A 13,782-nucleotide genomic window follows, 5' to 3' on the forward strand; every position below is an offset into this window, starting at 1 on the left:
TTTTAGTTTAATCGATATTTATATAAAGCTCCTTTTGTTTTTTTTCGTTTTTCATCCACTATAAGTAATGTAGAATCTGTTAAGAAACAAATTCCTTCTTTTTGTGAAAAATGATTGAGCTTAATCTTTTTGATCTTTCCTCGAAAGAAGTCATCGCCTTTAAAATCTGACAATATGAAAATCTTATTATAGGTGAGAAGCGCAATTGTATCTCCATTATAATTTATTGCCGCAGAACTGATAAAACAATCTCTAGCATCATCACATATTGTATAAGTATCTATCAATTTAGCTTTTTGCTTGCCTGGTTTATCTTGTAATTTGTAGAGCTTGGTTTCTCCATTAAATTTACTGCCTCGGTTTTTTGTAAATAAATAGAAGCTTCCTTTATTATAAAAGAAAGCTTCTATATCAAAATTTCTTTTCTTCTTAGAAGGAGGAAATTTCTTTTGATCCTCTAAAAAGAATTCTATTGTTGTAGTTTTTATCTGTTTATCCTTAATACCAGACACCTTATATATGGTAAGATCTTTTCTATCATTATTGTTATTGCCAAAATCTCCAATATAAATATTGTTATTATGGTCATATGCTAGATCTTCCCAATCTACATTTTTGCTATTTGGTATTTTGATCTCCTCTAGAATTTTGCCTTTTTTATTGAGTAAGAATACAACATTTTCATTTCCAGAATCATTAACAGCATATAGATTAGATTCGCCTTTTATATATGTAATACCTGATATTTCGTGCAAAGTACTTGACAAATGATCTATCATTATAAGATCTGTGTCATTCTTTTTTTGACAACTTACCGATAAGGTACAGCACAATAAGAAAATACAAATATTGCTTTTATACATATAATTATTTTATGAAGTTTGATTCCAAGCATCTAACATCCAACTTGTTTTTTCAAGATCTGCAATATACGTGCCAGTGATATCCAAAGTTCCATCATCTTCTGCTTTTTCAGCTTCTTTAGTAACTAACTTCAATTGCTTTAAAATGATATCATGATCTTCCAAAATAGATGTTACCATTTCTTTATCGGATAAATCACTACTCGCTTCTTTTATGGAAGATTTCTTTAAGAAAACACTGTAATTACTCACAGGTTTAGCTCTTAGCGTTAAGATTCGTTCTGCAATTTCGTCAATTTTTAATTTCGCGTCTTCATAAAGCTCTTCAAATTTTAAATGTAATTCAAAAAAGTTTCGTCCGGTTACATTCCAATGGAAGTTTCTTAGTTTTTGATAATATAAATGATAATCAGCTAATAAGATATTTAAGGAATCTACGGTTTCTTTATTAATATTTTTCATAGTTTTTGTTTATTGGTTTTTTGATTTCGATACAAAAATACTATGATAATGAATTGTTATATAGATGATGTGATAGTTAGTAGTAATTATACTATTGGTTAAATCGATTTTCGATTTCGTTAAGAATGAAATCATAATAATCTACATCATGAGGGACATAGTCTTTTTTCTTTATTGGTTGTACTAGCTCTTTTTTTAGCCGAGTCATCGGGATTAGTTTAATGCTATGAACTTCCTCTTTTTGTATGTTAAGATCTTTAATAGACTTAGTTAATCGAGTCAAATAAATATAATGAAATTCATTATCAATGATCACAGGATTTGGTTTTTTCTCGGCAAGGTATTTACCAATAAATTCTAAATCAGCACTTGCAATAGTGTAACCTATTTCTTCTTGTATTTCTCGTAATGCTGCATTTTCTGGAGATTCTCCAGTACCAATATGTCCAGCAACAGATATATCCCATAAACCTGGATAAGTATCTTTATCCAAGGCACGTTTTTGAATCAATACTTCACCTTCATAAGTGTATAACCAAACATGAACACTACTATGATATAACCCTAGTTTATGTGCCTCTGATTTTAATCGAACTTCACCAGTGAAAATTCCTTCTTCGTTAAGAATGTCTATAAATTCGTCCATGATTTTGATAATACAATAAAGTTATCTTTTATTAATGAATATCATGGGATTTTGGCAAACAAAATGAATAAAATACAATTCATATCTAAAATTTGTTGCTAAATTAATATATTTATGCTAAATAAATATATATGAAAATTACTTCTTGTCCAAACTGTAATTCTGAAGATTATATAAAAAGCGGGATTGTAAATAATAGGCAGCGATTTAAATGCAAATCTTGTGGTTATTACTTTTCGGTAAACAAAATTGGAAAGAAAATAGATGATTATTATGTTAACAAGGCTTTGCAGTTGTATTTAGAGGGATTGACGTATCGTGAAATAGAACGTATTCTCGGTATTTCACATGTAAGTATCATGAATTGGGTTAAAAAATATAATATTAAACGGCCTTATAATTCGAACTATCATCCGACCTATAAAATTCTCAATGCTTTTGAGTTATCGGAATTTTTTAAAGATGTACGAAACTTATCAGGCGCAGGGGTTGTTGTAACTGAATTAGGAGATAAATTTATGTTGATTAAATGGGAACGTTTTAGAGATTAGCTATAATAAATTAACATATAAATATATTAGTTTTTTCTTAACTACTAGATTTTAGGAGATTAGTATCGCGCACAAAATCAAATTATTACTAATCTAATCTTTTAAACTCTATGAGAAAACAACTAATCATACTGGTAGTTTCTATATTTCTTACACTCCAGTATACGTACTCTCAGGGTTCGCCAGATTATACTGGTGGACTGAAGGTAAAACTGAATGAAGATGGTACCAAATACTTTAGAATTATATCATGGGCACAATTTTGGGCAAGATACCAAGATGAGGTTCCCGATGATGTAAGTAACACAAACATGAGCATTAGAAGAGCTCGTATTTTAACCTATGCTCAGATCAATAAAAGTTTTTTGATTCTTACTCATTTTGGACTTAATAGTTTGAATGCGAATAACCAAAGTCCTTTAGGGCGGGGAGAAGAGTCTCAGCTTTTTTTTCACGGAGTTTGGGGGCAATACAATCTAAACGCTAAGCATGCTATAGGAGCAGGGCTTCATTATTGGAACGGAATATCAAGACTTAATAATCAGAGCACTCTAAATATTATGACTCTTGATAATAATCGACAATCATGGGCAACGATAGGGTTGTCGGATCAATTTGCAAGACATATTGGTATTTATGCCAAAGGCGCTTTTGGAAAACTTCAGTATCGAGTATCTATTAATGAATCAGGAACTAATAATTTACAAGAGGCTACGGATCCAGCTCCAGATGGTCCAGCAGTATATGCGGGTAGAAGATTACTAGGTTCTAAAGATGCAGGGAAAAACTTTGCAGGTTATTTCGATTATCACTTTTTTGATCAAGAGTCTAATTTCCTTCCATATAAAGTAGGTACCTATTTAGGAGGTAAAAAGGTTTTTAATGTAGGAGCTGGTTTTTTCTTTCACCCAGAAGGCAGTGTAGTAGCAAACGATACCGGAGAATTAGAAGGTGAAGATGTAGCTATTTTTGCAGTAGACGCTTTTTATGATGCTCCTTTAGGAGAAAATGGATCAGCAATTACTGCTTATGCAACTTATCAAAATAATGATTACGGAAAAAACTTTACCTTAGGACAAACCTATGAAACAGGTTCCATGATTTACGGACATGTTGGTTATGTTATCCCCAATAACAATAAAAAAACCAAGTTTCAACCTTATGCTTCTTTTAACAGGAGATCGATAGATGCAATTGATGATAATGCCACAACTTTTGGAGTAGGTGCAAATGCTTATTTCAGTGGACATCATTCTAAAATTACTATTGAGTATTTAAATACAAAATACGGGGATAATGATGCGCAAAGTTTTGTTACCCTGCAAGCGATGATTTACTTATAAAATATAAAGTTATGACTGATAAACAAAAAGCTGTTGCCTATTGGAAACAAAACCTAAAATACCTGATAGTTCTTCTTATTATTTGGTTTGTGGTCTCCTATGGAGCAGGAATACTCTTTAAAGACGAATTAAACAATATAAGATTAGGAGGATTTAAACTTGGTTTCTGGTTTGCTCAACAAGGCTCTATTTACACTTTTGTGATTCTCATTTTCGTTTATGTGCGATTGATGAATAAACTGGACAAAAAATATGGTTACGATGAGTAATCTTAATACTAACCAAAAAAATATATTATTATGAGCGTTCAAGTATGGACATGGATTTTAGTAGGGATTACGTTTGCCCTGTATTTCGGGATTGCTATATGGGCCAGAGCAGGTTCGACCAAAGATTTTTATGTAGCTGGTGGAGGTGTTTCTCCGCTTGCTAATGGGATGGCAACTGCAGCCGATTGGATGAGTGCAGCTTCGTTTATTTCTATGGCAGGCTTGATATCTTTTATGGGATATGATGGTTCTGTTTTTCTAATGGGATGGACTGGCGGTTATGTGTTATTAGCACTTTTGTTAGCTCCGTATCTCCGTAAGTTTGGAAAATTTACAGTTCCCGATTTCATAGGGGATAGATATTATTCAAATACCGCCAGAACTGTGGCAGTGATATGTGCATTAATTGTCTCATTTACGTATGTAGCTGGACAAATGAGAGGTGTAGGTATTGTGTTTTCTCAATTTTTGCAGGTTGATATTACTTTGGGAGTTATCATAGGAATGGCTGTGGTTTTAGTATTTGCCTTTTTGGGAGGAATGAAAGGAATCACGTATACACAAGTAGCTCAATATTGTGTATTGATTTTTGCCTTTATGGTTCCGGCATTTTTTATCTCTATGCAAATGACAGGAAATATCATTCCACAGATAGGAATGGGTGGTACAGTTGAAGACGGGACATATTTACTTGAGAAGTTAGATGCGTTGCATACTCAACTAGGTTTCAATGAGTATACCGATGGTTCAAAATCAACCTGGGACGTGTTCGCAATAACACTGGCCCTTATGGTAGGTACCGCTGGATTGCCTCATGTGATAGTACGTTTTTTTACAGTTCCTAAAGTAAAAGATGCTAGAAAATCAGCAGGGTTAGCCTTACTGTTTATTGCTATTCTGTATACCACGGCTCCGGCTATTGCAGTTTTTGCTAGAACTAATTTAATAGAAACGGTAAGTAATAATCCGTATAAAGAAGTTCCAGAATGGTTTAAAAACTGGGAAAATACTGGGCTTATTGCTTGGTCAGATAAAAATGGCGACGGGAAAATACAATATGTAAATGGAAGCGCTACAGAAGGTAAACCAAAGTACACTGGGGAAAGAGGCGTAAACGGCGAAAGATTGGTTTCCAATGCTAGTGGCTCTGAAAATGAGTTATATGTAGATAGAGATATTATGGTTTTAGCAAATCCAGAAATTGCAAATTTACCTAATTGGGTAGTAGCGCTAGTTGCTGCAGGTGGCTTAGCTGCCGCATTATCAACTGCAGCTGGTTTGTTATTGGTAATTTCTACTTCTATTTCTCATGATCTTATTAAAAAACAAATCAAGCCAAATATTTCTGAAAAAGGAGAACTTTTGGCTGCTAGAATTAGTATTCTATTTGCTATTATCATTGCAGGTTTGTTCGGGATATATCCTCCTGGTTTTGTGGCAGCTGTTGTGGCATTAGCATTTGGCTTGGCCGCAGCTTCATTCTTTCCAGCAATTATTCTGGGTATTTTCGATAAACGCATGAACAGACAGGGCGCGGTAGCGGGAATGATTGTGGGAATCACCCTCATGTTAATTTACATGGTAGTATATAAAACAGGATTGATCGGTGTTATGGAACCTAGACCAAAAGAAGAATGGTGGTTTGGTACATCTCCAGAAGGTTTTGGTACTATTGCAATGATTGTAAATGTTGTCGTTTCTGTAATCGTTTCTAGAATGACTCCAGAACCACCAAAAGTAGTACAAGAAATTGTTGAAGATATAAGAATCCCTAGTGGAGCTGGAGAAGCTTCGCATCATTAGATTTGATTTTAGTAGAATACGGTGCTATAATTTTAGTTATGGCACCGTTTTTTCCTAACTTTATAGAGTGAGTTCAAAAATGAAGAAAAGACATCAGCAAAAACTTATCATCCTTTCATTGGTGCTGTTTTTATTATGGAACGTTCCGTTGGTACTAATTTTTGACCATTCCGATGAAGTCTTCGGTTTCCCAATGATCTATTTTTTTATTTTCTTGATATGGATATTGGCAATTATCATTTCTTATATCATCTTACATAGGCACTATGAATAATTATCTTTTGATATCTATCATAATTGTCTATTTGACTTTTTTATTTCTAGTAGCCTTTTGGGCAGAGAAGAACTCAAAAAGCAAATGGGTTAATAATCCATACATTTATGTATTATCTCTAGCTGTATATTGTTCTGCTTGGACATATTACGGAAGTGTGGGGATTGCATCCCAATCAGGAATTAGTTTTCTTACCATTTATCTCGGTCCTGTGATATCTATTCCGTTATGGATTCTCGTAATGCGTAGGGTTATCAGAATTTCAAAGCAGCATAAGGTCTCTAGTATTGCAGATTTTATATCACTACGATATGGTAATAATCGTTTTTTAGGTGCCTTAGTAACCATAATTTGTGTTTTTGCCATAGTACCATATATTTCGCTCCAGCTTAAAGCTATCTCCGAAACCTTTGAAATTATTACCGATGAGACTAGTTACAATTCTACATTAATTGTAGATGATTCTACTTTTTATATTGCGGTGCTTTTGGCAATTTTTGTTGCTTTTTTTGGAACGCAAGCAGCAGACGCATCTCAACATAGAAAAGGAATTATGACTACAGTAGCAGTAGAGTCTATTATGAAGTTAGTTTTTTTTCTTGTGATTGGGATTTACATCACTTTTTTTATGTTTGATGGTACAAAAGATATTTATGATCAAGCTTCTGCACTCGGGAGTTTTGAGAAAATCACCTCTTTTAATGGGTTAGAATCTGGTTTTAACTGGATGTTTACTATCATGCTTTCCTTTTTTGCCATTTTCTTGCTTCCTAGACAATTTCACGTTGCAGTGGTCGAAAATGACAGAGAACGGTATTTAAAGAAAGCGATATGGATGTTTCCTTTATACCTTTTATTATTTAACATATTTGTGATTTTCATAGCATGGGCAGGAAATCTTAGTATTTCAGGAGAGGTAAATCATGATTACTATACGTTATTACTGCCATTGCAAAACGGAAATATTATCTTAGCATTATTGGTGTTTCTTGGAGGATTCTCTGCAGTGATATCAATGGTAGTTGTGTCGACTTTGGCATTATCCACCATGGTAAGTAATAACCTTATTATTCCCTATGGGTTTTTGGATAAATTTTTGAAAGGAGATCCTGAACAAAATGAGAAGTATATCAAAAATATTAGACGTATCTCAATATTTACCTTAATTATTGCAGCATACTTTTTCTATATCAACTTTTCATATGAATTGTCATTATATTCTATTGGTCTAATTTCATTCGCTGTGATAGCTCAATTAGCACCTTCTTTTTTTATGGGGCTTTTCTGGAATCGTGGTTCTGCAAAAGCAGTTAAAATTGGAATGATTGTAGGTGTTTTTATTGTGATATATACGTTAATCCTACCACTTATTGTTACTGTACTTGCAGGAAATGACCTATTTGTAGAAAATGGATTATTCGGAATAAAACTTTTAAAGCCATACGCATTATTTGGTTTAGATTTTTTAGGGCCAGAAGCGCATTCCTTTTTTTGGAGTATGTTCTTTAATACATTAAGTTTTTTAATTATTTCCTTGCTGTCTAAAGGGAATTATAGAGAACGGAATTATGCGGAGATGTTTGTGAATAGCAGTAATTATGCGAATTTACAAGATGGTGCCTTTGTATGGAAAGGAGAAGCTTTTATCTCTGATATTAGAAACATGTTAAATCGTTTTTTAGGAGAAGAACGAACGGAAAAAGCGCTGAACTTATTTTATTTGAAGTATGGAATTTCTAAAGATGAAGAAATGGCCGATGCTCGATTGATTAAGTTTTCAGAAAAACTTTTAACAGGAACGATAGGTAGTGCTTCTGCACGTATATTGATAGGTAGCGTAGCTAAAGAAGAACCAGTGAGTTTACTCGAGGTTCTAAAAATATTAGAAGAATCAAAAGAAACTATAGCAGTAAATAAAGCACTTCAGGAAAAGTCCGAAGAGCTTACAAGACTTACCGAAAAATTAAAAACAGCTAACGAAGAACTTTTAGAACAAGATAGAATAAAAGATGAATTTTTAGATACGATTGCTCATGAACTTAAAACTCCTGTCACTTCAATCAAGGCGGCTTCAGAGGTTTTAACAGATGATGATGATATGCCAGAGGATTTAAAAAGTAAGTTTTTAGAAAATATAGTTACAGATTCAGATAGACTAACGAGATTAATCCATAATATCTTAGATCTCGAAAAATTATCTAAAGGACAAGAGCATCTCGAAATGGAGCCTAGAGAGATTCATAAAACTATAGATAAGGCGATTCATGGGATAGAACAGATTGCAAAAAACAAAGGAGTGGAGCTAATCCATAATCATGGGTATCAAATACAGGCGAATTATGACGAAGATAGAATAATTCAGGTATTAACAAATTTGTTGTCTAATGCGCTCAAGTTTTCAGATGAAAAAACAGGAAAGATAAAGGTGCAGGTCCGTCAAAAAAGACAAACCGTAGAAATTATAGTAGAAGATAACGGAAAAGGCATTCCAAAAGAGGAAATGAATTATATTTTTGATAAATTTTACCAATCAAAATATCAAAATATAAAAAAACCTGTAGGCAGCGGGTTGGGGTTGGCAATCAGTAAGAAAATTGTTGAAAGTCATAATGGAAAAATCTGGGTAGATAAAAAGTACAAAGAAGGTGCCCGTTTTTTATTTACCATACCCAAATGAGCAAACCTTAGGTGAATAGCTTAACATATGAAAAAGATTTTAATTGTAGATGATGAACCTAATATTGTAATGTCACTAGAATATACCTTTAAAAAGAAGAGTTTTGAAGTGTTCATCGCTAGAGATGGAAGTGAAGCATTGCAGATAGCTGAAGAAGAGATTCCTGATATAGTATTGTTAGATATAATGATGCCCAATGTTGATGGTTATGAAACTTTAAAAGAGATAAAGAACAATAAAAACCTTAAGGATACCAAAGTTGTATTTCTTTCGGCAAAAAATAAAGCTACGGATATAGAAAAGGGTTTAAGTATGGGAGCTGACAAGTATCTTACTAAACCTTTCTCGGTAAAAAAATTGGTAGCAGAAATAAATGAATTATTGAATTAACTTTTGATATTGTGCGCAAACAACGAGGATTTAATTTAGATAAGTAAAAATGAAAATACGTTTAAAACCATTGGTATCTGATATATTTATTAGTGTTTACGTGTTAATCTCTTTATTTCAAAGGTTTTTAGTGGAGATGAAAACACAAATAAGTGCAGCATTCTATAGTCATAGGATTTTGTTTTATAGTCATTTTATGGGTTTTGATACGATTAAAATTTTACAACCCAAATTGGTTCGGATTATTTATATCAAATGATCAAACAAATAAAAATTAATTTAAAGAATATAAAATATACCAACAATGAGTAATTATCACATAAAACATCTTGAAGAATATTATCAAGTTTATCGAAAATCTGTGCGTGATCCAGAAACTTTTTGGGCAGAAATAGCCGAAGAACACTTCATGTGGAAAAAGAAATGGGATAATGTATTGAGCTGGGATTTTACCAAACCTGAGGTTAAATGGTTTGAAGGGGCAAAGTTGAATATTACCGAAAATTGCATCGATAGACACCTTCAGAATAGAGGGCATAAAACAGCAATCCTCTTTGAGCCTAACGATCCGGAAGAAGATGCACAACACATTACATATAAACAATTACACGAAAAAGTATGCAAGTTTGCTAATGTGTTGAAAGAGCAAGGAGTGCAAAAAGGAGATCGTGTTTGTATTTATCTACCGATGATTCCTGAGCTTGCAGTATCGGTATTAGCCTGTGCACGTATAGGGGCTATTCATTCGGTAGTATTTGCTGGTTTTTCTGCTTTGGCATTATCCACGAGGATTAATGATTGCGAAGCAAAAATGGTGATTACCTCTGATGGTTCTTATAGAGGATCTAAAACGATAGATCTTAAAGGTATTGTGGATGATGCTTTAGAAAGTTGTCTTGGAGTAAGTTCAGTATTAGTAGCTAAAAGAATTAACTCTGATATACAAATGAAGAGTGATCGGGATCATTGGTTACAACCGTTACTTGACAAGGCTAATAAGGATTGTGTTCCTGAAGTTATGGATGCTGAAGATCCTTTGTTTATTCTGTATACATCAGGATCTACAGGAATGCCAAAAGGAATGTTGCATACGACTGCTGGATATATGGTGTATACGGCTTATACTTTTAAAAATGTATTTCAGTATAGGGAGAATGATATTTATTGGTGTACCGCAGATATAGGTTGGATAACTGGTCATTCTTATATTGTATATGGTCCTTTGGCAAATGGGGCAACTACAGTAATGTTCGAAGGGGTGCCTTCTTATCCAGATTTTGGTAGATTTTGGGATATTGTTCAAAAGCATAAAGTTACTCAATTTTATACTGCGCCTACTGCAATTCGTGCTTTAGCGAAAGAAAACCTAGATTATGTGACCAACCATGATCTTTCTAGTTTAAAAGTATTAGGTACTGTTGGAGAACCCATTAATGAAGAAGCATGGCACTGGTATAATGATCATGTAGGCGAAAAGAAATCTCCAATTGTTGATACTTGGTGGCAAACTGAAACTGGAGGTATTATGATTTCACCAATTCCTTATTCCACACCAACCAAACCTACCTATGCAACATTACCAATGCCAGGAATACAACCAGCGTTAATGGATGAGAATGGTTTAGAAATAAAGGGAAATCAGGTAGACGGGCGTCTTTGTATAAAATTTCCATGGCCGTCAATGGCAAGAACAATTTGGGGCAATCATCAACGTTATAAAGAAACCTATTTTTCTGCATTTGAGAATAAATATTTTACGGGAGATGGTGCATTAAGAGATGAGGTGGGGTATTATAGAATAACAGGTAGAGTAGACGATGTGATCATTGTTTCTGGTCACAATTTGGGTACTGCTCCTATAGAAGATGCGATAAATGAACATCCTGCTGTTGCCGAATCTGCTATTGTTGGGTTTCCTCATGATATAAAAGGAAATGCATTGTACGGCTATGTAATTCTAAAGGAAACAGGAGAAAATAGAGATCGGAACAATCTAAGCAAGGAGGTGAATCAACAAATTACAGAGCGAATTGGTCCTATCGCTAAACTGGATAAAATTCAGTTTGTACCAGGTCTTCCTAAAACTAGGAGTGGAAAAATTATGCGAAGAATTTTGAGAAAGATAGCATCCAAGGATACATCAAATCTTGGAGATACTAGCACGCTTTTAAATCCAGAAGTGGTTCAGGAAATTATGGACAAAGCTTTATAACAGGAATAGAGAAAACAAAAAGAGCCTCAATTATAGAGGCTCTTTTTTTAAATGAATTATTTTTTTGATTTTGATTTAGCTTTAGAAGCAACTGTCGGTGTTGCGAAATAACTAAAAGTTTCACCAGCTTGTATATTTAGAAGACTTTCGTAAATCAATCGGATTACGTTTTCTACATCATCTCGATGAACCATTTCTACTGTAGTATGCATGTAGCGAAGTGGTAAAGAAATTAAAGCTGAAGCTACACCTCCATTACTATAGGCAAATGCATCAGTGTCGGTTCCTGTCATTCTACTAGAAGCCATTCGTTGAAACGGAATTTTTTTCTTCTCAGCTGTATCTATTAAGAGTTCTCTTAATCTATTCTGAACAGCTGGAGCATAAGAAATTACAGGGCCACCACCAATTTTGGTTTCACCTTGAGTCTTCTTGTCGATCATAGGTGTAGTAGTATCATGGCAAACATCTGTAACAATAGCGACATCTGGTTGAATAGTATGGGTTATCATTTCTGCTCCTCTAAGACCAATTTCTTCCTGTACGGAATTAGTAATATAAAGACCAAAGTCTAGTTTGTCTTTATTCTCTTTGATTAATCTAGCAACTTCTGCAATCATAAAACCGCCCATTCTGTTGTCTAAAGCACGACATACAAATTTATCCTTGTTTAGTATAAAAAACTCATCAGGATAAGTGATGACACAACCTACATGTACACCTAGTTTTAGAACTTCTTCTTTGGTGTTGCATCCTACATCTATACAAATGTTATTTAGTTTTGGAGGTTCCTCTTTAGCACGATTTCTTGTATGTATTGCAGGCCAACCAAACACACCTTGAACAATACCTTTTTTGGTATGTATGTTTACACGTTTAGAGGTAGCAATTTGATGATCACTTCCACCATTGCGGATTACATAAATAAGACCATTGTCAGTTATGTAATTTACATACCAAGATATTTCATCAGCATGGCCTTCTATTACCACTTTATATTTAGCTTTTGGATTTATAACTCCAACAGCAGTACCATAAGTATCTGTAATAAATTCATCAACATATGGTTTTAGATAGTCCATCCAAATTTTTTGTCCTTCCCATTCATAACCAGTAGGTGCTGCATTATTCAAATACTTTTCAAGAAAGGTCAAAGACTTTTTGTTTAGTATACTTTTTTTAGCCATTTAAATATTTTTGTTTTGTACGAAGTTAATAATATTCACAAAGATTTTACAGTTTGCTATATGTTTATTGTTAATTTTGGAACGATTTTAGAAGCCTAAAAAGCATATGCAGAAAAATTTACTGTACATATTAGTTGTTTTTTTTCCGTTGACAATATTTTGTCAAAAGGAAATAGATTCTTTAAAAATTGATTCTACCAGCTATGTACAATATTATATTATAGAAGGAGATACTATTCCTCATGATGCAATTGATCTTGATGAGGTGGTCATATTAGGCAAATTAAAGTTTAAAGACAGATTGGCGAGAAGGAAATATCTAATTCTTAGACGTAAAACAAGAAAAGTTTATCCATATGCCAAACTAGCTTCTGATAGATTAATAGCCTTAAATCAAAGGTTAGAAAATATTGAGTCCAAAAGAGCTCGGAAAAAGTATATAAAAATACTTCAGAAGTATATGGAGGAAGAGTTTACAGCCGAGCTAAAAAAAATGACACGTACCGAAGGTCAAATATTGGTTAAGCTAATACATAGACAAACGGGAAAAACAATGTTTGACTTAGTAAAAGAATATCGAAGTGGATGGAAAGCATTTTGGTATAATAGTACAGCTAATCTTTTTAATATATCTCTTAAAGAAGAGTATGACCCTATTAATGTAGAAGAAGATTATTGGATTGAGGATATTTTGCAAAGAAGTTTCCAATCAAATATCTTAGAAGAACAAAAGACTGCTTTAGATTTTAGTTTTTATGATTTAAGAAATAAATGGACGGATACTATTAAGACTACTAACCTAAAAAAGTAATTTTTTTTAGTTTTGAGTATATGTGTCGTATGAATCGTAATTGTGAATACTCTTTTAATTGTCTTTCTAGAAATAATATAAGTTAGTGTATAGATAGGATGTTCTTAATGCAAAGAATTGTTAGTTATTACATCTAAAAAAAAGGATTTTTAAAAACTTTTTACTTTCTATCTTCATTAATTTTAGTATCTTCGCTTTCCAACTTTTTAAAAATCAGGTGTTTTACAAAAAGGTTAAAAAATAGTTGTATTTTTTTGTTGTGGAAAAGAAAAAGGGTTGTATGTTTGCACCCGC

12 protein-coding genes are annotated in these 13,782 nt (G+C 33.2%); 8 read left to right on the forward strand and 4 right to left on the reverse strand.

Features of this window, described 5'->3' with window-relative positions; translation table 11 throughout:
• Window positions 1–2: 2 nt before the first annotated feature.
• From Q1B37_RS22420 to Q1B37_RS22430, 3 genes are all read right to left on the reverse strand, one after another.
• Window positions 3–863 (reverse strand): SdiA-regulated domain-containing protein, encoded by an 861-nt coding sequence (locus Q1B37_RS22420; RefSeq protein ID WP_299902765.1) that lies wholly within the window; start codon window positions 861–863, stop codon window positions 3–5.
• Window positions 864–872: 9 nt separating this feature from the next.
• Window positions 873–1,325: a Dps family protein gene (locus Q1B37_RS22425; RefSeq protein ID WP_299902768.1), complete on the reverse strand. Its 453-nt coding sequence runs from the start codon at window positions 1,323–1,325 to the stop codon at window positions 873–875.
• A 91-nt stretch (window positions 1,326–1,416) separates the two neighbouring features.
• Complete coding sequence (locus Q1B37_RS22430) at window positions 1,417–1,971, reverse strand: NUDIX domain-containing protein (protein ID WP_299902771.1); 555 nt, start codon at window positions 1,969–1,971, stop codon at window positions 1,417–1,419.
• A 131-nt stretch (window positions 1,972–2,102) separates the two neighbouring features.
• Here Q1B37_RS22430 and Q1B37_RS22435 point away from each other — a divergent pair, with 131 nt between their 5' ends.
• The 7 genes from Q1B37_RS22435 (at window position 2,103) to acs (ending at window position 11,490) form a co-directional block, all read left to right on the forward strand.
• On the forward strand, window positions 2,103–2,522 hold the full coding sequence (locus tag Q1B37_RS22435; protein WP_299902774.1) for a helix-turn-helix domain-containing protein: 420 nt from the start codon (window positions 2,103–2,105) through the stop codon (window positions 2,520–2,522).
• A 110-nt stretch (window positions 2,523–2,632) separates the two neighbouring features.
• Window positions 2,633–3,865 (forward strand): hypothetical protein, encoded by a 1,233-nt coding sequence (locus Q1B37_RS22440; protein WP_299902777.1) that lies wholly within the window; start codon window positions 2,633–2,635, stop codon window positions 3,863–3,865.
• 11 nt (window positions 3,866–3,876) lie between these two features.
• Entirely contained in the window at window positions 3,877–4,134 is a 258-nt protein-coding gene (locus Q1B37_RS22445) for a DUF4212 domain-containing protein (protein ID WP_299610544.1), read from the forward strand.
• A gap of 30 nt (window positions 4,135–4,164) precedes the next feature.
• Complete coding sequence (locus tag Q1B37_RS22450) at window positions 4,165–5,937, forward strand: sodium:solute symporter family protein (protein WP_299902780.1); 1,773 nt, start codon at window positions 4,165–4,167, stop codon at window positions 5,935–5,937.
• 266 nt (window positions 5,938–6,203) lie between these two features.
• Complete coding sequence (locus Q1B37_RS22455; RefSeq protein ID WP_299902783.1) at window positions 6,204–8,888, forward strand: ATP-binding protein; 2,685 nt, start codon at window positions 6,204–6,206, stop codon at window positions 8,886–8,888.
• A gap of 27 nt (window positions 8,889–8,915) precedes the next feature.
• Window positions 8,916–9,278 carry a response regulator gene (locus Q1B37_RS22460; RefSeq protein ID WP_299902786.1) on the forward strand — a complete coding sequence of 121 codons (363 nt, stop codon included), beginning with the start codon at window positions 8,916–8,918 and terminating at the stop codon, window positions 9,276–9,278.
• A gap of 304 nt (window positions 9,279–9,582) precedes the next feature.
• Complete coding sequence (acs, locus tag Q1B37_RS22465; protein WP_299902789.1) at window positions 9,583–11,490, forward strand: acetate--CoA ligase; 1,908 nt, start codon at window positions 9,583–9,585, stop codon at window positions 11,488–11,490.
• 56 nt (window positions 11,491–11,546) lie between these two features.
• Here the strand turns inward: acs and Q1B37_RS22470 are convergent, their stop codons facing one another.
• Window positions 11,547–12,677: a M42 family metallopeptidase gene (locus Q1B37_RS22470; RefSeq protein ID WP_299902791.1), complete on the reverse strand. Its 1,131-nt coding sequence runs from the start codon at window positions 12,675–12,677 to the stop codon at window positions 11,547–11,549.
• A 106-nt stretch (window positions 12,678–12,783) separates the two neighbouring features.
• Here Q1B37_RS22470 and Q1B37_RS22475 point away from each other — a divergent pair, with 106 nt between their 5' ends.
• Entirely contained in the window at window positions 12,784–13,488 is a 705-nt protein-coding gene (locus Q1B37_RS22475; protein WP_299902794.1) for a DUF4294 domain-containing protein, read from the forward strand.
• Window positions 13,489–13,782: the final 294 nt, after the last annotated feature.

This window comes from uncultured Aquimarina sp. (assembly GCF_947492965.1).
GTDB lineage: Bacteria > Bacteroidota > Bacteroidia > Flavobacteriales > Flavobacteriaceae > Aquimarina.